Raw genomic sequence first — 19,929 nt, 5'->3', positions numbered from 1 at the left:
AGCCGGAATCGTTCAGTCGCGCGCCTGCTCACTTCCTCCGGGGCCGCAACCGGCGCCGCGGTCGCTCCGGTTGAATGGGCTTGGACAGCGGGACATCCACGCGAAGAAATCCGTTTTGATACGCGGCGCGCGCCTGCGCGAGATCGTAACCGGGCGGCAGCTCGACCACGTTCTCGAACGCGCCGTAGTGAATCTCCATGAGGTGAAATTTGCTGCCGACCTCGCGGCAACCGTCGATGCGGCTGCCGGAAATCCGCAAGGTGTTGCCCTCGACCGTGAGCGTGAGGTCGTCGCGGTTGAGCCCGGCGACCTCGGCTTTGATCACGATGCCGGCGTCGGTGACGTAAACATCCGTGTTCGGAACCCAGTGCGCGTCGGTCGGCGGGCGGCGGCGCGCCTCATGCCGGTGGCTGGCGAAGGCCAGCGCCGAGGACGATTTGCACATGGCCATGGTCGGGGGAACCGCGCGTGCGGCGGTCAGGATTTGAAGTGGACCTGCGGCGCCTCGCCCTTGCGGCCGCGCACGGAAATCGCGGGCTTCGGCCCCCGCCCGCCGGCGCAACCGCACCCGGTGTCGCGGTGAAAATCAAACCGGCGTGGCCTCACGTGACGCCATGCGAACACCCCGGCCGTAAGGGCGACGATGCACAGCGCGGCGGGTTGCTGCCAGTCCATGGACGCAAGGTAGATCAAAACACGCCATTGGCGAGCCGGATTTTCCGGAGGCGGCCCGCGCTCACACCGCTTTCAACGCCGCGATCACCGGCAGGCGCGAGGCGCGGATCGCGGGCAACAGGCTGCCCACGATGCCGACCAGAACGGAGAAGACCATCCCTTGCGTGACAAGCGCCGGCGTGATGCGAAAGTGAAACACCACTTCGCTGAAACTCTCGAAGCTCATCGTTCCCGTCGAGACGCCGTGCATCGGGAACGCCATCACGCAGCCAAGCGCGCCACCGAGCGAAGCCAGAAATGCCCCTTCGAGGATGAATCCCAGCAGAATCGTCCGCCTCCGGTAGCCGAGCACCCGCAGCGTCCCGATCTCGCGCGTCCTCGCCCCCACGCTCGCATACATCGTGTTCATCGCCGCGAACACCGCGCCGATGGACATTGCCGTGGCGAGAAACGCGCCGAGTATCTTGATCGGCATCGCCGTCATCGTCTGCGACGCGTAATAGGCGCTCTCCTGCACGGCGCGCAGCGGCAGCCGCTTCTCCGTCTCGATCCGGTTCGTCAATGAATGCACCGCCGCCAACTCCGGCACGCGAATGAGGACGCTCGAGTAGTTCTCGCGGTCAAACACGCTGCGAGCCTCGTCGCCGTCCATCCACACCTCCGAGTCGAACGCGCTGTCGGAGCCGTCGAGCCAGCCCACCACCGTCAGGTGCTGGCCGGCGGTCTTGAAGCTCCCGCCGATGTTCATGCCGCTGAAGCGCCGCGCGAGTTTTCGGCTCGCCACGACTTCGCGCTTCCCCGGCACGAACCACCGCCCTTCCACCAGCGTCACCTGCGGACGCAAAATGGGCTCGCCTGACTTGCGGTCGCGCCGGGCCTCGACTTCGGCGCGCATCGAAGCGCCGACGGGCGAGATGCCGCGCACCAGCACGTGTGATTCGTTCGTGTTGCCGAGCCGGGGCAGGCTGATGAGAACGAGCACATCCGCCGACACCAGCGGCGTTCCCTCCGAATTCTTCGCGATCTCCGGCCAGTAGAGCATGAGCCGGAGCTGCTCGCGCGTGACCTGGCTGCTCGATTCCGCGGTTGAGCCCTTGCGCACGACCATCACATTGCGCGGATCGCCGGTGTTGCGGCTCGACTTCTCCAATCCTGCCGCCAGCGCCTGCACGAGCACGAACACCGCCACGACCAGCGCGATGCCCAGAACCGTCGCGAGCGTCGCGCGCCAGCGCACGAATACATTCCGCACGTTGTATCTCAGCGGCAGGGCCATGGCTCACATCAGCTTGAGCTTCGGCAAGTCCTGCGAGTCCACGAGGCCGACGGGTTCGCGTTTCGCGTTGAGCACAATGAGGTCGTCAATGTTGCGCTCGTTGAAGATCTTCAGCGCCTCGGCGGCCAGTGCCGTGTCGCGCACGGTGATGGGGTTGCGCGTCATCACGGCGGAAAGCGGGCGCGTGAGCACGTCGGCATCGGCGGCCATCCGGCGGCGCAGGTCGCCGTCGGTGAAGACGCCGGCCAGCCTGCCTCGCTTGCACACCACGCTCAGGCTCCCCGATCTGGCGCGTGTCATGACGAGCAAGGCGTCCCTCACGGCAAGCGAGTGACTCGCGACGGCGTTGCGTTCACCCGTGCGCATGATGTCCTTCACCTGCACAAGCATCGCGCGCCCGATGGCGCCCGCGGGATGATGCCGGGCGAAATCCTTCTGCGTGAAGCCGCGCGCCTGAAGCACGGCCATCGCGAGCGCGTCGCCCATCACGAGCATCGCGGTCGTGCTCGACGTGGGCGCGAGGTTGAAGGGGCAGGCTTCCTTGGGCACGCGCACGTTGAGCACCCCGTCGCTGTGGCGCGCCACGGTGGACTTGGGCGCGCCCGTGAGCGCGATGATCTTCACGGCGAACCGCTTCAGCGCCGGAAGGAGATTCACCAGTTCTTCCGACTCGCCGGAGTAACTGAGTGCAAGCACGACGTCGCCATCGTTGATGATGCCCAGGTCGCCGTGCAGGGCGTCCACGCTGTTGAGGACGACGCTGGTTGAACCGGTGCTGGTGAGCGTGGCCGCGATCTTGTGGCCGATGTTGCCGGATTTGCCGATGCCGACGACGACGACCTTGCCGTGGTGGCGGAGTGTTTCGATGACGGTCTCGACGGCGACGCCGAAGGACCCATCGAGCCGTGCGCGCACGGCGCGAAGCGCGGCCAGCTCGGTGTCGAAGACGGTGCGGGCTTGGGCAAGGTGGGACATGCGGCGCGGTGGCGCTAGATCTTCCATCCCTCGCGATACTTGTGCTGGATGAACTGGTCCGCCTCGGGACAGCCGCGCGCCTTGAGGTTCTTCGCGTCCCAGTCGAGCTTCTTGCCGGCGCGATAGGCCACGTTGCCGAGCAAACCGGCTTCGGTGAGCGGGCCCGCGTAGTCGAAGTCGCACTCGGCGCGCCCGCCGGCCTTGATGGCCTGAATCCATTGCTCGTGGTGCCAGTTGCCGCCCTGCGCGTCGGGCACGAACTTCGGCGGCGGTGTGAAGCCGGCGAAATCCTTTTCGGGAAGGAGCAACCTGCGCGTGTAGTCCGCAAGCAGCGCCCCCTTCGAGCCGATGAAGAGCACGCCACTATTCCACTTTGCTGCCACGTCAGGCGTCACGAACTGGTTCAACTCCGCGGGCTTCTGACCGCCCTGATACCACGTCAGCTTGAGCGCCGGGCCGCTGAGCAAGGGGCTTGCGTCCTTCCGTTCGGGATACGTGTAGCGCACGATGAGCTTCACCGGCACAAGCTCGGGGTCGGGCTTGCCGGGACTCTCAGCCTCGACGGTGAGCGGGTAACGAAGGTTCAGCGACCAGTGCGCGAGATCGGAGTAGTGGCACCAGAAATCCGCGAGCGTGCCGCCGCCGAAATGCCAGAAGTGCCGCCAGTGAAACGGCACATATTCCGGCCGGTAGCTCATGTATTCGACCGGGCCGAGCCAGAGGTCGAAATCGAGATGCGGCGGCGGCGGCGGCGGATTGTCCATCACCCGCTTGTCGCCGTAAATCGCGCCCGCCCACACATGCACTTCGTTCACCTCGCCGATGGCCTTCGTCTGGATGAGCTCGACCACGCGGCGGTAATTGTTGCCGGGATGCGAGTGAATCTGGTTGCCCATCTGCGTGACTCGCTTTGTCTTGCGCGCGGTGTCGGCGACGATGCGCGCCTCGGACACAGTGCGCGTGAGCGGCTTCTCGCAATACACGTGCCGCCCGCTGCGCATCGCGGCCACGCAGCAGACGGCATGCGTGTGGTCCGGCGTGCCGCAGACCACGGCGTCAATGTCCTTCTGCTCGAGCATGCGGCGAAAGTCGGCGTAACGGCGCGCGGCGGGGAACTGCTCGCCCTTCTTCGCGAGCGCGAGCGCGTCCACGTCGCACAGCGCCACGATGTTCTCGCCCTTCACGCCCTCGATGTCGCCGGCGGCGCGCCCTGCCGTGCCGATGCAACCGATGTTCAGCTTGTTGTTCGGCGACTGCGCCCACGAGCGTCCCTTCGGAAGCACGTGAAACGCAACGCTGGCCAATGCGGACTTCGCGAGGAACGAGCGTCGGGTGAATCGGTTCTTCATAGTCATCGGTCAATTTGAGTGTGGCGCAAACATTGCCACTGAACCGTTCGGGTTGGCAACCTGTCATCGCAGGGCCGTCCCGAAGTTCAGGCGGACGCGGTGCTGATTCCGTGCGGCCTCATCCGGGACTCATTCAACCGCCCAGCAGCACACGCGCCTCTGCGTTCCGTTGTGGGTGTCCGGTTTCACGACTCTGGCTTGGAGCGGGTCAGGCGCAAGCGGGCCACCCGGAGCCCGGTCATCTCCATGACGCGCAGTTCGTGGCGGCCGACGGCAAGGATGTCGCCTGGTTTCGGGAAGCCGCCAAGTTGTTGCGTCACCCACCCGCTCGTCGTCGTGACGTCTTCCCCGCGAAGCGACTCGCCGACAAGGTCCGACAACTCGTGCAGCGGCAACGTGCCGTCCACGTCCCACTCGCCCTCGCCGCGCGCGACGAGCAACGGCTGCTCCTGGTCAAACTCGTCCTGGATGGGCCCGACGAGTTCTTCGAGCACGTTCTCGAGGGTGATCATTCCGGTCGTCCCGCCGTATTCGTCAACGACGAGCGCGAAGTGCAGCTTCCGGTCGAGAAACACCTGCAGGAGTTTTTCGAGCTTCGCCGTCTCGGGCACGAAGACCAGTTTGCGCGCCACGTCCGCGAGGTCCGCGCCGCGCCGCGCCTTGAAGCGGTTGCTGTAGAGGTCCTTGATGTGCACGACGCCGAGCGTGCGGTCCACGTCGCCCGACTCGCAGAGCGGCAGCCGCGAGAAGCGCGAGCGTTCGGCCACGTCGAGGCACTCGGCGATGCTTGCCCCGGTGTTGAGCACGCAGATTTCCTGCCGCGGGCGCATCACCTCGCGCACGACGCGGTGGGGCAGGTCGAGCGCATTGAGGACCAGTTCGTGGCCCAGTGCGCCCTCTTTCTTCTGCGCGCCCGCCAGCATGAGGCGCAGTTCCTCCTCGGTGTGGGCGGAGCCATGTTCCCCGATGGGCTCGATGCCGAGCCGACGCAACATCCAGAGTGAAGTCCCGTTGAGCACCCAGATGACGGGGAACGTCGCGAGGTGGAACCAACGCAACGGATGCGCCACCACCAATGCCGTCGGAAGCGGGTGGCTGATCGCGTAGGATTTGGGTGCCATCTCCCCAAGTGTAATATGGAGGAATGTGATCGTCGAAAACCCAACGACGATGGCGATGCGCGACCGCAGTTCCTCGTCGTTTACATCCAGTGCATCGAAGGCGGGCCCGAGCAGCGCCTCGAAGACAGGGTGCCCGACCCAACCAAGCGCCAGACTTGCAAGCGTGATGCCTACCTGGCACGCGCTCAAGTAAACGTCGAGGTGCTGCGTCAAATGCCGCGCCATGACGGCCCGGCGGTTCCCCTTGGCGACCAGCGGATCGAGTTGTGTGTCGCGCACCTTGACCAGTGCGAACTCGGCTGCGACGAAGAAGCCGTTGAGCGCCGCCAACACGAGCACGGCCACGGCTTGGAGCGCCGTGACAATTGCCTGGTCCCAGTTCACGGCGCGCCCCCCCCGAATATGACCTTGAGCACGTCCGACAGGGAGAGGATGCCGATCTCCTTGCGGTCGCGGGCGAGCACAATCGCGAGGCGCTGCCCGCTCTTCTGCATCCGGCACAGGGCTTCCTCCAGGCGGAGGCTGTCGTCAAGAAACAACGCGGGCTTCATGTGCTGTCCCGCGGTGGCGCCGCGTGCAGCCTCCTCCGTGAACAGGATGTCTTTCAAACTCAGCACTCCCACGACACGGCGACGGCCGCCATCCTGCTGCCAGACGGGCAGGCGCGTGTGCGGGTGGCTCCGGTAAAGCGCGAGCGCCCCGGTCATCGGCGTGTCCGCCTCGACGCTGATCACGCGGTCCATCGGCCGCAACACCTGCCGCACCGTGATGTGCTGGAGGTCGAGCACGCGGTTGATCATCGCGCGCTCCTCGGTGCTGAACACCTCCGCCGACTCCAGCATCACCGCGCGAAGTTCGTCGCGGTTTGAGAAGAGGTGGCCGGTGAACACTTTTCCGCCGGTCCAGCGGAGCAGCCCGTCCGCAAGCAACCGGACCAAGCCCACAAGCGGCGAGAGCGCGACGTTCGCCAGCCGGAATGGCACGGCAAGTGCAAGGCAGAGGCGGTTCGGAAACGTGCGGAACAGCATCTTCGGCAACAGTTCGAAGAGCGCGTAGAACAGAAACACGACCCCCACGAACACCGCGGCGAACACCACGGGCCTGGCGTGGAAGTGCCTGTGCAGCCAGGAGACCAGCAGGCAGGCGGCGGCGAAGTTCGCCAGCGTGTTCCCGACGAGGATGGTCCACAGAAACTCCTCCGGCCGCTCGAGGTAGCCGTTCAGCGCGCGCGCGTTCCCCTGCCCCGCGCTCATCAGCTTGCGAATCCGGAGGCGGCTGAGCGCGAAGACGCCCGCCTCCATGCCCGACATCAGGAACGACGTCCCGAGGCAAAGAACCAGGAAGGCAATGGAAGGCAGCGGGTCCATCACGATTGGGCCTTTGCTTTCGCGCTGTGAATCCGCTCGACGAGCACTTCGCGAACGCGCCGCTCGTCGGCGACGTGGGCGGTGAGCCGCAGTCCGTGCAACACAAGGCTCGCGCCTTCCGCGGGCACCACGTGGAGGCGCGCAACCAGCAGGCCGCCCATCGTGTCCACGTCCGGCGCGGGCGCCAGGTCGGGAAACTCGCGCCGGAAGTCCTCCACGCGCATGGTGCCGTTCACGCGCCAGCGGCCTTCGCCAAGCCGCTCCATCACGAAGCCGCCCGCGGGGTCGTGGTCGTGCACGCCGCCGATGACGTGATCGAGAATGTCCTGCATCGTGACCACGCCGGTGGTGCCGCCGAATTCATCCAGCACCACGGCCATGCCGCGCTGGTGCTGCTGAAAACTCTTGAGCAGTTGCAGCAGGTTCATGGAATTCGGGACGAACGATGGAAACTCGATCGCGTCCGCGAGGTCCACGCCCGGATCGAGGAGCAGCACGCGCACGTTCAAGACGCTCACGATGGTGTCCGGAGATTCATCGAAGATCGGCAGGCGCGCGTGCTTGAACCTCCGCGCCGCCGCGGCCATTTCCTCCAGGGTCAGCTCGTCCGAGATGCACGCGATGCGCGCGCGCGGTTGCATCACGTCGCGCACCGCGCAGTTGTCGAGGCGGATGATCTGCAGGATGATTTCCTTTTCGGAGTGCGCGAGCGTGCCTTGCTGCGAGGCCATGTCGAGCAGTTCGCGATACTCCGCCTCGGTCATTCCGGACTTCGGCTTCATCGACCGCGGCATGGTCACACGCAGCACGGCTTCGTTGAGGCACTGTGCGACATGGCGCACGGGCCGCGTGAGACGAACCAGCAGAAACATCGGCCCGGCCACGTGCAACGAGCAGTCCTCCGGAGCCCTGACCGCCAGCGTCTTGGGAACCACTTCGCCGCCGAGCAGGATGAACAGGAACAAGCCCGCGACCATCAGCGCGAGATGTTGCGCGCCCGTCCCGAGCGTGAGCCCGAGCCCGATGGCGACGAGCGCGGCGTTGGCGAGTGTGTTGCCGAGGACAATCGTCGCAAGCAAGTCGTGGGGCTCATCGAGCAGTCGCGCGATGACCGCACCGCGCGCGGGCGAACGCTCCCTGAGTTGCTGGAGCTGCCACTTGCCCAGGGCAAAAAGCGCCGACTCCGCCAGCGCAAAATAGAAGCTCGCCGCGGCACACACCAGCACTCCCACAAAGGCCAGCACCAACGCCATGCGCGAAGTATGGGCCTGCGAGACGGCCTGTGGAAGGGTGAAGAGGCCGCGTGCGACGCCGGCCCCAAACTTGACTTTGCGGGACGAATCGGGACGATCGCCCAAACCACGGCCAGCACCCCTCGCCACCCGCCATGAAGACTCCAGCCTTCACCTTCCATCGCACGTTGCACGCCACCATCGCGCCCGTCTGCGCGCTGGCACTGCTTGCGAGTGCCCCGGTGCCGGATTCGCTCGCGGATGAGAAGCGGTCGCTCGCCGCTTACGTCCGTCCTGCGGCACCCGCCCAATCGAAAGCCGTCACCGCCGATGCCGCCAAGCCCGGGCCGCAGGCTGGGTCGAAGCCTGCGCAGTCGCGCCACGTCACCGACATGGTCAAACTCGCCGAGGCGAAAGTCTCAAAGGATGTGATGCTCTCCTTCCTCGAGACCTCGCCCACACCCGTCCAACCCGGCGCGGATGACGTCATCTTGATGAAGTCGCGCGGCGTTCCCGACGAGGTCGTCACCGCAATGCTCGCACGCGGCGCGAAGGTCCGGGCTGAGGCTGCGCAAGCCCGCCGCGAGGTCGCCGGGCCGGCGATCGTCCGCGACCTCTCCACGCGCGGTAATCTCGACCCGGAGAGCTACGATTTCTTTTTCTATCACTACCTTTATCCGCGGGCACTGACGTATTCCTACAAGTCCCTTGCGCCCTACTCGCCCGCGTTCCGGATTCCCTGCCGGGATGGGTTCACTTCACGCCGCGGCAATTCCTGGGCCCGCTGAGTTCGCGCGCCGCCGGGAGGTTGACTCGAAACGGCCCGTCCGCCAACGTGCGGGCGGTTCTCGACGATACCGACTCACTGCCACCCGACGCACACGCCGATGATCCCGCTCTCATTCCCATTCTCCGAAGAAAAGGTCCGCGCGCTCAACGTCGGAGACGAGGTCGCCATCTCGGGTGTCGTGTTCACCGGGCGCGACGCTGTCCACAAGTATCTCCACGAGGGGGGCGCGCTCCCCGCGGGAGTGAGCTTGCGAGACGGGATCATTTACCATTGCGGTCCGGTGATGATGAAGCAGGAGGACGGCACCTACCTCTGCACCGCGGCGGGGCCGACCACGAGCATTCGCGAGGAGCCGTATCAGGGGCAGATCATCCGCGACTTTGGCGTGCGCGGCGTCATTGGCAAGGGCGGCATGGGCGACCGCACGCTCGCGGCGTGCAAGGAATCGGGCTGCGTCTACCTCCACGCCATCGGCGGCGCGGCACAGGTGCTCGCCGAATGCATCAAGAAGGTGCGCAATGTTTACCTGCTGAAGGAATTCGGCTCGCCCGAGGCAATCTGGGAACTCGAAGTGGAGAACTTCCCCGCTGTGGTGACGATGGATTCGCACGGGAACTCACTGCACCGCGAAGTGATGGCGTCGAGCAGTGCGGAACTGGCGAAGCGAGTGTGAATGCCGTCCCGTCGCGAATTCCTTGGCCGGCTATTTCTGCGCGGGCGCCACGTTCGTTGCTGCGCCCGGACCCGCGTTTGTCGCCGCTGACGGCGCGTTGGTAAACGGCTTGTAGGAACCCGTCCCGATCCGGTCAATGGGTGCGTCGAAGTGCGGCCCGCCCGCCGCCACGAATCCCGCGCTCGCGCCGCCGACGCGGAAGCCCCCTGTCGGTGAGAACCAAAACGAGTAAAGCTTCGCGTTGCGGACGTGGAAGCGCACCTTGATCGTGCGCCCGCGGAGAAAGTCCAGGTTCGGAATGCTCCCCCATTGCACCTGCTGCAACGTCTGGTCCGCAGTCGGCCCGCTCACGGCCGCGACCGTTTCCTTGTTCATCGCGAATTCCATGTTGTTCGTGGTCTTCTGCCCGGTCTGCGTCTGCATCGGCACGGCAACGGTTGTCTTGATGGGTTGGTTTTGCTCGTCGAGGATTTCCACGCGGATCTCGCCCTGCCGCGCATCGGCGTTCATGAAGAAGTAGCGCCCATTGTTGAACTTCATCGGCCGGGTCGTGAGCATGCCGCCCTCGGGGCCGGCATCCATCGAGCAAAAGCCGTCGCGCCTCAGGAACGCCAACCCGGTCGCGCCGCCCGCGTCGCGCTTGCTCCCTGCGCCTGCGCGGCCGCTGAAATAGAAATAGAGCTGGCGCGCGACGACCGCGAAGCCGCCGCCGGCCGATTGCACGTTGCCCCAGTTCCAATCGCCCTTCTGCTCGCTCACATCGAGAAACGGCTCGCGATTCGGACGATCCCAGTGGTAACCGTCGCGACTGAATCCGAGCCACACCGAGTTGGGCTTCGGCCGGCCTTCGGGGACGTCTTTGTCGCCGCGCCACAAGGTGAACAGGCCGACAAACAGGTTTTCATATGCGATCGCATCGAGGTTGTAGAGTTGCGGCGTGACCTGCAAATCCGTCCGCATCGGGTCCAACCGGTCGGCCCCGACCCACATCGGCGGCTCGCCGATCGCGTCCCACGGCGGGCCCGCGAGCAAGTCTCTCATCTCCCAGTAGCGTCGCGCGCGCGGCTCGCCCCACCCGTGGCGCAAGCTGAAGACCCAGACGCGCCGATACGGGTTCCAAAACACGGTCGTGCGGTCCCCGGCCGAACCGGTGCGAAGCACGCGCGGCCTCCAGTGAATGCCGTCGGCCGAGTAATGAACGGACAGTCCAAACCGCCCGCCTTCGTTGTGCGAGCGGAACATCTTGAAGCGATTCGTCGAGTCGAGCGCTTCCTGGTCGAGCCATACCGTCGAAGAGTCGCGGGGTTCGTCGAGCACGATGTTGCTGCCGGGGACAACGTCCAGCGCGGGCTTGTGCCAGTCGAGGCCGTTCGTCGAGACCGCGTAGCAGGTGCGCCGGCCGTATCCTCCCATATACCACATCTTGAAAAGCCGGTCCTTTGGGTCGAACCAGACACCGTCGCTGAAGACCATCGCCATCGGCGCGCCGCCCTCCATCTCCCACGGTTTGTCGGGCTTGAGCACCGGGTTGTTCGTGTAGAGCACCGGCTTGTGCCACGTGCGCTTGAGCGTGTTGGACTCGATCAGGAAATCGTCCACGAACAACTGTCGCCCCACGTCGGCCTGAATCACGGCTGGCGGATTGACCAGATACGGAACAGGCATCGGCTCGCCGGCCTTGTAGGGACTCGGCGGCGGCCACGGCGGCGCGAGGCGGATGCCGTTGAAGAGAATCGTCGCGCCCGGCATCGGGACCGTGATGGGCTGCGACGTGATGAGAAGGTGGAACGGCTGCGGTTGCGGCGGCGTCGGGGCTTGCGCGGGAAGGACGTTTGGTGACGCGGAGTCGGCGGGTTTCGCATCCAACAAAGTTTTGTCCGTGTCGCCCTGAATGATCTGCCCCGAGGGGAGAAAGACTCGTTTGGACTGGGCGACAGCCGGGGAAGTGGGCGCCGCTTGCAGCGGTTCCACGCCGCGACTCGGGTGCGTCACCGCAAAGAACAGCGCGAGCAATCCAATGAACGCAGCCGCCCTGCATTCTCGAGTTCCGACACGCATGGCCGGAGATTTGCCGCGGACGCAACCGAGGTCAATACGGCAAGCACTGGAGCTTCGCCGAATCGCGGGCCCGGCGAAATCCCGGCGCGACTACTTCTTCGCCAGCGCTTCCTTGATGAGCCCTTCGATCTCCGTGTCGAGGTCGTCGCCCGGGTCGCCCGTGTATTTGATGCGGAGCAGACCCTTGGCATCGATGACGAAGATTGAGGGCCAACCTTTGATGTTCCAAGCGGTGGAAATTGGGCCGCTTGTGCTGCCATCCGAGAAACTGCGGAAGTTCATCTGCTCTTTGGCGACGGCCGAGGCGAATCGCGCCTTCGCGTCGCTGTTCACTCCGAGCAGCACGAAGGGCTTGTCCGCGAACTTGCGCACGAGCGACCGCTCGTGGCCATACATGGCGCGGCAGGGTGTTCACCAATCGCCCCAGAAGACAATCATCGTCACCTTCCCCTTGTGATCGCTCAGCTTGAAGCGCTCGCCCTTGTGATCTTCGCCCTCGATTTCGGGAGCGGGGCGGCCGATACCCACGTTGCGCAGCGTGTTCAACTCCTTGCGCGCCTTGCCCACGTAGCGCGACTCCGCGTGCTTCTCGATCACCTGCGTGTAGAACTTCTCGGACTCGGCCGCGACCTTCAGTGAAGCCGCCGCGCCGTCCACGCGCGCCACGCGCTCCGATTCCACGTAAAGCCACAGCGCGAGGTAGTAAGTCGCGCCCGCTTGAACCGACTTGTTGGCGTTCTTTTCCATGACGGCGCGGAGGGCGCGGGCGGCGGCGTCCGCATCCGAGTCCCCGAGCATATCGAGCACGCTGCCCGCCTTCTCGCTCGCGGCGTGGTTCTTGGCGTAAAGATCCGCGGCGGCGTCAAACTCCTGCCCGAACTGCACGGTGTTGATGATCCACGCAAGTGCGTCCGCGGCGGCGGGGTCCTTGATGTTTTTCGTCGCGAACGCGAGGAACTTCGGCGCGAGGTGGCCCGCCTGCCGGCGATTGGCCTGCGCCTCCTTCACTAGTTCCGCAAGCTCCTCCGCCGGCGTCGCAGCGTGCAGGCCGGTGGCGAACGGTGTGAAGGCAAGGACGAGCGCGCAAAGCATGGCGCTCCGCTGGAATATGGCTTTCATGGTGCGGACGTTGAACGGGCCCGCGTCGGAACGCCAGAGCGAAATCGCACGAACTAAGTTTGAAGATCACCCCGGCCGCGGCAATCTGAACAATGTGCCCGTGCCCACACTCAAATCCCTCTCGCAGCGAAGATCCGGGGAGTGGTGCCCCGTCATGCTCATCTCAATAGTGGCTGCGTCGTCGCTCTCGGCCGGCGAACTTGCTCCTCCCGTCAGCTTCGTCAACGATGTGGTGCCCGTGCTGACCAAGGCCGGCTGCAACGCGGGCGCTTGCCACGCGAAGGCCGGGCAGGGGCAGAACGGTTTCCAACTCTCGCTGCTCGGCTTCGAGCCGCAGGAGGATTACGAGCACCTGGTGAAGGAAGCTCGCGGCCGACGCGTCTCGGCTGCATCGCCTGAACAGAGCTTGATTCTGATGAAGGCTTCCAACCGCATCCCGCACGGCGGTGGGCTGCGGCTCGACCCGGCTTCCGAGGGCTACCGCATTCTGCGCGCGTGGCTTCTGCAAGGCACGCCGAACGACCTCGCCAACGCACCAAAGCTCGTCGCGCTCGAAGTCCAACCCGCCAAGAAAACGCTCAAGCCCAAGGCCGACCAGCAACTCAAGGTCACCGCGCGTTTCGCCGACGGGAAGTCCCGCGACGTCACCGCCATAGCGCTTTACGAAGCGAACGACCGCAACATGGCCGAAGCCTCCGAAGCGGGCCGCGTGAAAATCTTTGACCAGCCCGGCAATGTCGCGGTGATGGTGCGCTATCAGGACAAGGCCACGACGTTCAACGTCTCCCTCCCGCTCGGCGCGACGGTCAAACATCTGCCGGCCGAGAAGAACTTCATTGACCGGCTGGTCTTTGCGAACTTGAAGCAGCTCGGCATCCCGCCCTCGCCACTGGTTGACGACGCTACGTTTCTGCGCCGCGTCTCGCTCGACATCGCGGGCCGCCTGCCCACCACCGCTGAAGCCGAGGCGTTCCTCGCGAGCAAGGAACCCGCGAAGCGTGAGCAACTCGTGGACGCACTGCTCACCAGCCCGGACTACGCGGACTTCTTCGCCGGCAAGTGGTCCGCGCTGCTCAAGAACAAGCGCGACGACACGAAGGACATCACGGCGAACTTCGCTTTCCACTCGTGGGTGCGTGACAGCCTGCTCGCGAACAAGCCTTACGACCGCCTCGTGCGCGAACTGCTCGCGGCCACCGGCACCATCGCGGACAATCCGCCCGTCGCGTGGTATAAGCGCGTGAAGCAACCGACCGAGCAACTTGAGGACGTGGCGCAGCTTTTCCTCGGCGTGCGGATGCAGTGCGCGCAATGCCACCACCATCCCTTCGAGCGCTGGAGTCAGCATGACTACTACAGCATGGCCGCGTTCTTCAGCCAGATTGGCCGCAAGCCCACGGCCACGGCGGGCGAGGACGTGATTTTCCACAAGCGCGGCATGGCTCAGACGGAGAACAAGAAAACCAAACAGCCGGTGAAACCCGCCGGCCTTGGCGACCCCACGCTCGACATCTCGCCCGACGACGACCCGCGTCTTCGCCTTGCCGACTGGATGGGCGACAAGGCAAATCCCTTCTTCGCGAAGTCACTCGTGAACCGCTATTGGAAGCACTTTTTTCGCCGCGGTCTCATTGAGCCAGAAGACGACATTCGCGACACGAACCCGCCGTCGAACCCCGAGTTGCTCGACGCGTTAGCGAAGCATTTCGTCGAGAGCGGGTTCGACTTGAAGGCGGTCGTGCGCGTCATCGCGCAGTCGTCAGCGTATCAGTTGAGCGCGATTCCGAACCAGCACAACGGCGTGGACACGCAGAACTTCTCGCGCTTCTACCCGCGCCGGATGCCGGCTGAGGTGCTGCTCGACGCAGTGGACCAGTTCACCGGCGCGCGCACGGACTTCGCCGACCTGCCCGCCGGCACGCGTGCCATCGCGCTGCCCGACAACAGCTACAACCGCAGCTCGCCGTTCCTAAAAGTCTTCGGCCGGCCCGAGTCGGCGAGCGTGTGCGAATGCGAACGCGCGAGCGCGCCGAGCCTGTCGCAGAGCTTGCACCTGATGAACGCGTCCGATGTGAAGGCCAAGCTCGCGACGAGCGGCGGTCGCGCCGAGCGCCTCGCGAAGGAAGCAAAGCCCGAGCCGCAGAAGATTCGTGAGCTGTATCTCGCCGCCTTCGCCCGCGAGCCGATGTCGCACGAGCAGGCCGTCGCTGAGGAGTATCTCGCTCGCCCGCGCGAGGACGCCGCCGGCAAGCCCCTCCCGCCCGAGCAAGCCAAGCGCCTCGCTTACGAGGATCTGTTGTGGGCGCTCATCAACACGAAGGAATTTCTCTACAACCACTGAGATGCGGTCGTCGCTCCCAACCCAGCAAACGAAGTCATGGCGCTCGCCCGGCGACTGGCTGCGGAGCAGCCCAACACGAGTAGCCGTGGGTGAAGCGAAGCTTTGCGAGCGGAACCCACGGTGGCTCGCAAAGGGAACGCCACCGCGTAGCGGTGGAACTCGATGCTTGTCGCTCGATGGTTCAACCGCTACGCGGTTGTTTGCATCTTTTCTCCGTGTCCGTGGGTTGCGTTCGCTGCGCGAACTTCACCCACGGCTACTCAAGTTCAGCCCCGCTGGGGCTGCTGGCTTGGAGTCCGGCTGCCTACTTCCGAATCACGCTGCTGCGGACGTGGGCGTCCGCGCTCCATTACGATTCTCGGCCTCGCACCGCCGCCTTTTTATTTCATCCCTTTTCGCATGAAGCTCCCTCTCCGCCTCTTCGCCGCCGCCGCGTTGGCCACTTCCACCTTCGGCCAATCTGTCATTCTTCCAACACCGCGCTTGCTTACCACGATGCCGATGGGCGGCCAAGTTGGCACCACGGTCGAGGTCGCCATCACCGGCGAAGTGCTGGAGGACGTGACGGACTTGCTCTTCTCCGACCCGAAAATCACCGCGAAGGCCAAGCCCGGCGCGGCGAACACCTTCCTCGTCACCATCGCGCCGGATGCGCCGGCCGGCGTGCATGACGCACGGTTCGTTGGGCGGCTCGGGGTCTCGTCTGCGCGCGCGTTCAGCGTCGGCAGGCTGCCCGAGGTCACCCGCACGAAGCCGAACACCTCGCTCGAAACCGCGCTGGAGCTGAATGCCAATTCCATCTGCAACGCCGTCATGACCTCGCGCGCGGTGGACTTCTATTCCTTCACCGCCTCGAAGGGCAAACGCGTCGTCGCCGAGGTCGCCACGGCGGGTATTGATTCCAAGCTCACACCCGTGCTCATCGTCGCGGACGCGCAGGGCCGCGACCTGATGGTCAACCGCACCAGCGGCCTGCTCGACTTCACGCCGCCCGCCGACGGGAAGTTCTTCCTCAAGGTCCACAGCCTCACGTTCAAAGGCGGAGCGGAACACTTTTACCGGCTCGCGTTGCAGGAAGTCGCCGTCGGCGCGCCGATGCCGCGTGAGTCGCGCACACGCACCGTGAGAGCCTTCTCATGGAACCTGGCGACGGATTTTGGCATCGCGAAGACCGCCGAGGCCGAGCCGAACAACGAACACAAGCAGGCGCAGAAAATCTCTTTGCCCTGCGACATCAGCGGCGCGTTTTACCCGGCGGCGGACGTGGACACGTTCGAGTTCGCCGCGAAGAAGGGCGAGGTCTGGTGGGTCGAGGTCGCGTCCGAGCGGCTCGGCTTGCCCACAGACCCGTTCGTGCTCGTGCAGCGTGTGACGCTGGAGGACGGCAAGGAAAAGCTGACTGACGTCGCGGAGTTCGGCGACATCCCCGCGCCGATGAAACCGTCCTCGAATGGTTACTCCTACGATGGCCCGCCTTACGACGCCGGTTCGGCCGACCCGCTCGGTAAACTTGAAATCAAGGACGACGGCACGTATCGCCTGCAAGTGCGCGACCTCTTCGGCGGCACGCGCAGCGACGCGGCGAACATCTACCGACTCATCGTGCGCAAGGCGGCGCCGGACTTTGCGCTCACCGGCTGGGCCATCCACATGGAGTTGCGCAACGGTGACCGCAACGCGGTCTCCAAGCCCATCGCGCTGCGCCCCGGCGGGAGCATGGCCTTCGAGGTCGCCGTCGTGCGGCGCGACGGCTTCGACGGCGAAATCGAACTGGGCATGACCGGTCTGCCCACGGGCGTGACGGCGGCGGGCATCAAGATTCCGGTGGGGCAGGCGCAGGGAAAGCTCATTGTCTCGGCGGACGAGAAAGCGCCGCGGTCACTCAGTTTCGCCAAGTTGTTTGGTCGCGCGCAAGTCAACGGCGCGGCGATGGAACGGCCCGTCCACCTCGCCTCGCAGGCGTGGCCCGTGCGCGATGCGAGCGGCGAAATCCCCCAGCCGCGCCTCATGGCCGATGTGCCCGTGTCTGTGACCGACGCCGAACCCGCGCCCATCAGCGTCGCTGCGCGCGAGGGCAAAGTGTGGGAAGCGAAAGCTGATGCGAAGCTCACCATCCCGCTGAAGCTCGCGTGGCGCAGCGAGATTTCCGGACAGCTTCGCCTGCGCGCCTACGGCAACGGCTTCACCGGCCTCAAGCCGTTGGAAGTTTCACCCAAAACGGAGACCGCTGACCTCGTGCTGGATCTCGCCACGCTCAAGCCCGCGCCTGGCGAGCACACGCTCGCGCTCTATAGCGGCTACGTGGTGAAGTATCGCAACAACCCCGGCGCAGTCGTGCTGGCCGAAGTTGCGCAGAAGAAGGCGGAATCGGAAGCCGCGACGCTTGCTGCCGAGGCGAAGAAGCTTGCCGACGCCGTCAACACCGCGCCCGCCGAGAAGCGCGCCGAAGCCGAGCTCGCGGCGAAAGCCGCCGCCGAGAAACTGAAGGCCGCCGAGACCGCGAAGACCGCCGCCGTGACCAAGATGAAGTCCGCCACCGCCGACGCCGCGCCGAAGGACATCGCGGACATCCTTGTATCGGAACCGATTCGCGTGCGCGTGCTGCCAGCGGACAAGAAATAGGGTCAGTTCTCCAACCACCCCCAATATCCCTTTGACACGATTCCACCCAGCCTGAAGAGTTTGCCTATGAATGAATCAGAACTACGCGCCTTGATTCGCGAATCCAACGCCCACCCCGTCCGGGTTTGCGTGGATGACGGGCGGAGCTATACGGTGGCCCATCCGGACTTTGGAATGGTAGCGAACCAAGCCATCGTGTTGGGCAGCGGGCCCGGTCACAACCTTGGCGGTCCCAGCTTCGTCATCTGTTACTTCGACCATGTCACTCGGGTGGAAGTGCTTGATTCCAACAAACGAACCGATTGAGTAACCGAGTGCTCCATCGCCCGTGACCACCCGCCCCCATCCCCCTCGCTGCCCCGGCCCGTTGAGCCGACGCGCGTTCATGGGCATGGGGCTCAGCGGATTCGCGACGCTCAGTTTGCCCGGCCTCATGCGGCTTCGTGCGGAGGCTGCTGCGCCCGCCCGGAAGGAAAAGACTGCCGTCATCATGGTTTGGCTCCCCGGTGGGCTCACCCACCTCGATACTTACGACCCCAAGCCCGACAGCGGCAGCGCGTATCGCGGCCCGTTCAACCCCATACCCACCAACGTCCCCGGCACGCACATCACGGAACTGCTGCCGATGCAAGCCAAGCTGGCCGACAAGTTCACGCTCATCCGCAGCATGAAGCAAACCGCGGGCGGCCATCCCGCTGGCTCGATGCAGTTCCTCTCCGGCGACCTCGACACGCGCGACAAGCCCAAGCCGCGTCTGCCCGATTGGATGTCCGTGGCGCACTACCTGCGCGCGCAGGAAGGCCGGCGGACGAACCCGCTGCCGAACTACATCTGCGCCAGTTCCACCCCTGATTACACCGGCCCGGCTTTTCTCGGCGACGCTTACTCACCCTTCACCATCGCCGATGATCCGAGCCAGCCACGCTTCGAGGTGCCGAATCTTGGTCTCAGTGGTCCCGGTGAAGCCCGTCGTCTGGGACACCGTGCCGCCCTGCGTGAAAACCTCGACACGCTGGAACGCTCCTTCGACCGCGCGGGCGAACTCGGTGCGCTCGACCAGTTCGAATCGCAAGCGCTCTCGCTCCTCACCAACCCGCGCACCCGCGACGCCTTCGACCTCAGCCAGGAAGACGACCGCACACGCGACCGCTACGGGCGCAACCGCTGGGGCCAGCAGTTGCTTCTCGCCCGCCGCCTCGTCGAGGCCGGTGTCGAGATCGTCACCAGCCAGTTGACTGGCCCGCTGTGCGGCCGCACCGGCGTGTGGGACGACCACGCGGTGGACCACCACATCTTCGACGTGCTGCGCTTCCGCATGGGCAATTACGACCGCGCCGTCTCCGCGCTCATCGAGGATGTTTACGCGCGCGGCCTCGACCAACGCGTGCTTGTGGTTGTCACCGGCGAGTTTGGTCGGACGCCAAAGATCTCGTTCGACCGCAGCACGGGCGGCGGCGATGGCAGCGGGCCGGCGGGGACGTTGCAACCGGGCCGCGACCATTGGCCGCAAGCCTTCACCAACCTCTGGGCCGGCGGCGGTTTTAAGATGGGCGGAGTGATTGGCGCATCCGACAAACGCGGGGAGGAAGTCGTGGAGCGGCCCTGCCTGCCGGCGGATTTTTTGGCGACGGTTTACCATCATCTCGGCCTCGATTGGGAGCGTGCGACCATCAAGGACTTCAGCGGGCGGCCCACGCACATTGTCAGCGGCGGTGCCCTCATCAGCGAATTAAACGGCTAGCCAGCCGTCTCTCTACCTAGCGCGTCATCTTCCACCCCATGAATTCTCCTCGCCAAACTTCCTCGCTGCGCTGCGCGGGCCCGCTTAACCGCCGCGGCTTCATGAGCGTCGGCCTCACGGGCTTCGCGACGCTCAGCCTGCCCGGCCTGCTGCGGCTGCGCGCGGAGAACGCCGCCAAGCCGCCGAAGGAACGCACCGCCGTCATTATGGTCTGGCTCATCGGCGGGCTCTCGCACATTGACACCTACGACCCCAAGCCCGACAGCGGTGCGGAGTATCGCGGCCCGTTCAAGGTCATTCCCACGAACGTCCCCGGCATGGACATCACGGAGCTGCTCCCGCTCCACGCGAAGATTGCCGACAAGTTTTCGCTCGTCCGCTCCTTCACGCACCGCTCCGCCGGCCATCCTGCCGGCCACCTGCGCATGCTCACCGGCGACCCCGATGAGCGCGACAAGACCGTGCCCAAGTATCCCGACTGGATGTGCGTGGCGAATTACCTCCGCTCCAAGAACCCGCGCACCAGCCCGGTGCCGAACTACTGCGCCATCAATTCCATCGAGGGTGGATACGCTGGCCCTGCATATCTC

17 protein-coding genes are annotated in these 19,929 nt (G+C 65.2%); 6 read left to right on the top strand and 11 right to left on the bottom strand.

Annotated features, from left to right (window positions below; translation table 11 throughout):
- Positions 1-28: 28 nt before the first annotated feature.
- The 8 genes from FJ386_10690 to FJ386_10655 form a co-directional block, all read right to left on the bottom strand.
- On the bottom strand, positions 29-451 hold the full coding sequence (locus FJ386_10690; protein ID MBM3877175.1) for an Hsp20/alpha crystallin family protein: 423 nt from the start codon (positions 449-451) through the stop codon (positions 29-31).
- A 26-nt stretch (positions 452-477) separates the two neighbouring features.
- Positions 478-675 (bottom strand): hypothetical protein, encoded by a 198-nt coding sequence (locus FJ386_10685; protein ID MBM3877174.1) that lies wholly within the window; start codon positions 673-675, stop codon positions 478-480.
- Between the two features lie 61 nt (positions 676-736).
- On the bottom strand, positions 737-1,951 hold the full coding sequence (locus FJ386_10680; protein ID MBM3877173.1) for an ABC transporter permease: 1,215 nt from the start codon (positions 1,949-1,951) through the stop codon (positions 737-739).
- A gap of 3 nt (positions 1,952-1,954) precedes the next feature.
- Positions 1,955-2,926 (bottom strand): KpsF/GutQ family sugar-phosphate isomerase, encoded by a 972-nt coding sequence (locus tag FJ386_10675; GenBank protein MBM3877172.1) that lies wholly within the window; start codon positions 2,924-2,926, stop codon positions 1,955-1,957.
- Between the two features lie 14 nt (positions 2,927-2,940).
- Positions 2,941-4,275, bottom strand: a complete 1,335-nt coding sequence (locus FJ386_10670) for a Gfo/Idh/MocA family oxidoreductase (GenBank protein ID MBM3877171.1) — start codon at positions 4,273-4,275, stop codon at positions 2,941-2,943.
- Between the two features lie 185 nt (positions 4,276-4,460).
- Positions 4,461-5,780 carry an HlyC/CorC family transporter gene (locus tag FJ386_10665; protein ID MBM3877170.1) on the bottom strand — a complete coding sequence of 440 codons (1,320 nt, stop codon included), beginning with the start codon at positions 5,778-5,780 and terminating at the stop codon, positions 4,461-4,463.
- Positions 5,777-6,763 carry a DUF21 domain-containing protein gene (locus tag FJ386_10660; GenBank protein ID MBM3877169.1) on the bottom strand — a complete coding sequence of 329 codons (987 nt, stop codon included), beginning with the start codon at positions 6,761-6,763 and terminating at the stop codon, positions 5,777-5,779. Before FJ386_10660 ends, FJ386_10665 begins: the two co-directional genes overlap by 4 nt.
- Positions 6,763-8,016, bottom strand: a complete 1,254-nt coding sequence (locus tag FJ386_10655; GenBank protein MBM3877168.1) for an HlyC/CorC family transporter — start codon at positions 8,014-8,016, stop codon at positions 6,763-6,765. Before FJ386_10655 ends, FJ386_10660 begins: the two co-directional genes overlap by 1 nt.
- 134 nt (positions 8,017-8,150) lie before the next feature.
- Here FJ386_10655 and FJ386_10650 point away from each other — a divergent pair, with 134 nt between their 5' ends.
- Together FJ386_10650 and FJ386_10645 are read left to right on the top strand one after the other, a co-directional pair.
- The gene (locus FJ386_10650; GenBank protein MBM3877167.1) at positions 8,151-8,783 is read left to right on the top strand and encodes a hypothetical protein; all 633 of its coding nucleotides are present in this window, start codon (positions 8,151-8,153) and stop codon (positions 8,781-8,783) included.
- 99 nt (positions 8,784-8,882) lie between these two features.
- A complete protein-coding gene (locus FJ386_10645) occupies positions 8,883-9,458 on the top strand; it encodes a hypothetical protein (protein ID MBM3877166.1) in 576 nt (191 codons plus the stop codon).
- A 30-nt stretch (positions 9,459-9,488) separates the two neighbouring features.
- Here FJ386_10645 and FJ386_10640 read toward each other — a convergent pair whose 3' ends face one another.
- The 3 genes from FJ386_10640 to FJ386_10630 form a co-directional block, all read right to left on the bottom strand.
- The gene (locus tag FJ386_10640; GenBank protein ID MBM3877165.1) at positions 9,489-11,516 is read right to left on the bottom strand and encodes a hypothetical protein; all 2,028 of its coding nucleotides are present in this window, start codon (positions 11,514-11,516) and stop codon (positions 9,489-9,491) included.
- A gap of 90 nt (positions 11,517-11,606) precedes the next feature.
- Complete coding sequence (locus tag FJ386_10635; protein ID MBM3877164.1) at positions 11,607-11,912, bottom strand: redoxin domain-containing protein; 306 nt, start codon at positions 11,910-11,912, stop codon at positions 11,607-11,609.
- Positions 11,913-11,927: 15 nt separating this feature from the next.
- Positions 11,928-12,635: a redoxin domain-containing protein gene (locus FJ386_10630; GenBank protein MBM3877163.1), complete on the bottom strand. Its 708-nt coding sequence runs from the start codon at positions 12,633-12,635 to the stop codon at positions 11,928-11,930.
- A 154-nt stretch (positions 12,636-12,789) separates the two neighbouring features.
- On the opposite strand from FJ386_10630, the gene FJ386_10625 reads away from it, so the two are divergent.
- The 4 genes from FJ386_10625 to FJ386_10610 all read left to right on the top strand — a co-directional run.
- Entirely contained in the window at positions 12,790-14,976 is a 2,187-nt protein-coding gene (locus tag FJ386_10625) for a DUF1549 domain-containing protein (GenBank protein ID MBM3877162.1), read from the top strand.
- Between the two features lie 399 nt (positions 14,977-15,375).
- A complete protein-coding gene (locus FJ386_10620) occupies positions 15,376-17,598 on the top strand; it encodes a serine protease (protein ID MBM3877161.1) in 2,223 nt (740 codons plus the stop codon).
- A 385-nt stretch (positions 17,599-17,983) separates the two neighbouring features.
- Entirely contained in the window at positions 17,984-19,339 is a 1,356-nt protein-coding gene (locus FJ386_10615; protein MBM3877160.1) for a DUF1501 domain-containing protein, read from the top strand.
- Between the two features lie 101 nt (positions 19,340-19,440).
- Positions 19,441-19,929: DUF1501 domain-containing protein (locus tag FJ386_10610; GenBank protein MBM3877159.1), on the top strand; the 489-nt coding region annotated here is incomplete at its 3' end.

The organism is Verrucomicrobiota bacterium, from assembly GCA_016871675.1.
In the GTDB taxonomy this organism is placed as follows: domain Bacteria; phylum Verrucomicrobiota; class Verrucomicrobiia; order Limisphaerales; family VHCN01; genus VHCN01.
Note: the sequence above shows the minus strand (reverse complement) of the source record. Positions and strands in the feature narration are given on the sequence as shown.

Excerpts from the sequence above, each read along its gene's own strand:
- FJ386_10640 (MBM3877165.1), bottom strand. The coding sequence starts at position 11,516 with ATGCGTGTCGGAACTCGAGAATGCAGGGCGGCTGCGTTCATTGGATTG.
- FJ386_10670 (MBM3877171.1), bottom strand. The coding sequence starts at position 4,275 with ATGAAGAACCGATTCACCCGACGCTCGTTCCTCGCGAAGTCCGCATTG.
- FJ386_10680 (MBM3877173.1), bottom strand. The coding sequence starts at position 1,951 with ATGGCCCTGCCGCTGAGATACAACGTGCGGAATGTATTCGTGCGCTGG.
- FJ386_10675 (MBM3877172.1), bottom strand. The coding sequence starts at position 2,926 with ATGTCCCACCTTGCCCAAGCCCGCACCGTCTTCGACACCGAGCTGGCC.
- FJ386_10650 (MBM3877167.1), top strand. The coding sequence starts at position 8,151 with ATGAAGACTCCAGCCTTCACCTTCCATCGCACGTTGCACGCCACCATC.
- FJ386_10655 (MBM3877168.1), bottom strand. The coding sequence starts at position 8,016 with ATGGCGTTGGTGCTGGCCTTTGTGGGAGTGCTGGTGTGTGCCGCGGCG.
- FJ386_10690 (MBM3877175.1), bottom strand. The coding sequence starts at position 451 with ATGGCCATGTGCAAATCGTCCTCGGCGCTGGCCTTCGCCAGCCACCGG.
- FJ386_10620 (MBM3877161.1), top strand. The coding sequence starts at position 15,376 with ATGAAGCTCCCTCTCCGCCTCTTCGCCGCCGCCGCGTTGGCCACTTCC.
- FJ386_10685 (MBM3877174.1), bottom strand. The coding sequence starts at position 675 with ATGGACTGGCAGCAACCCGCCGCGCTGTGCATCGTCGCCCTTACGGCC.
- FJ386_10625 (MBM3877162.1), top strand. The coding sequence starts at position 12,790 with ATGCTCATCTCAATAGTGGCTGCGTCGTCGCTCTCGGCCGGCGAACTT.
- FJ386_10645 (MBM3877166.1), top strand. The coding sequence starts at position 8,883 with ATGATCCCGCTCTCATTCCCATTCTCCGAAGAAAAGGTCCGCGCGCTC.
- FJ386_10660 (MBM3877169.1), bottom strand. The coding sequence starts at position 6,763 with ATGGACCCGCTGCCTTCCATTGCCTTCCTGGTTCTTTGCCTCGGGACG.
- FJ386_10615 (MBM3877160.1), top strand. The coding sequence starts at position 17,984 with ATGGGCATGGGGCTCAGCGGATTCGCGACGCTCAGTTTGCCCGGCCTC.
- FJ386_10630 (MBM3877163.1), bottom strand. The coding sequence starts at position 12,635 with ATGAAAGCCATATTCCAGCGGAGCGCCATGCTTTGCGCGCTCGTCCTT.
- FJ386_10635 (MBM3877164.1), bottom strand. The coding sequence starts at position 11,912 with ATGTATGGCCACGAGCGGTCGCTCGTGCGCAAGTTCGCGGACAAGCCC.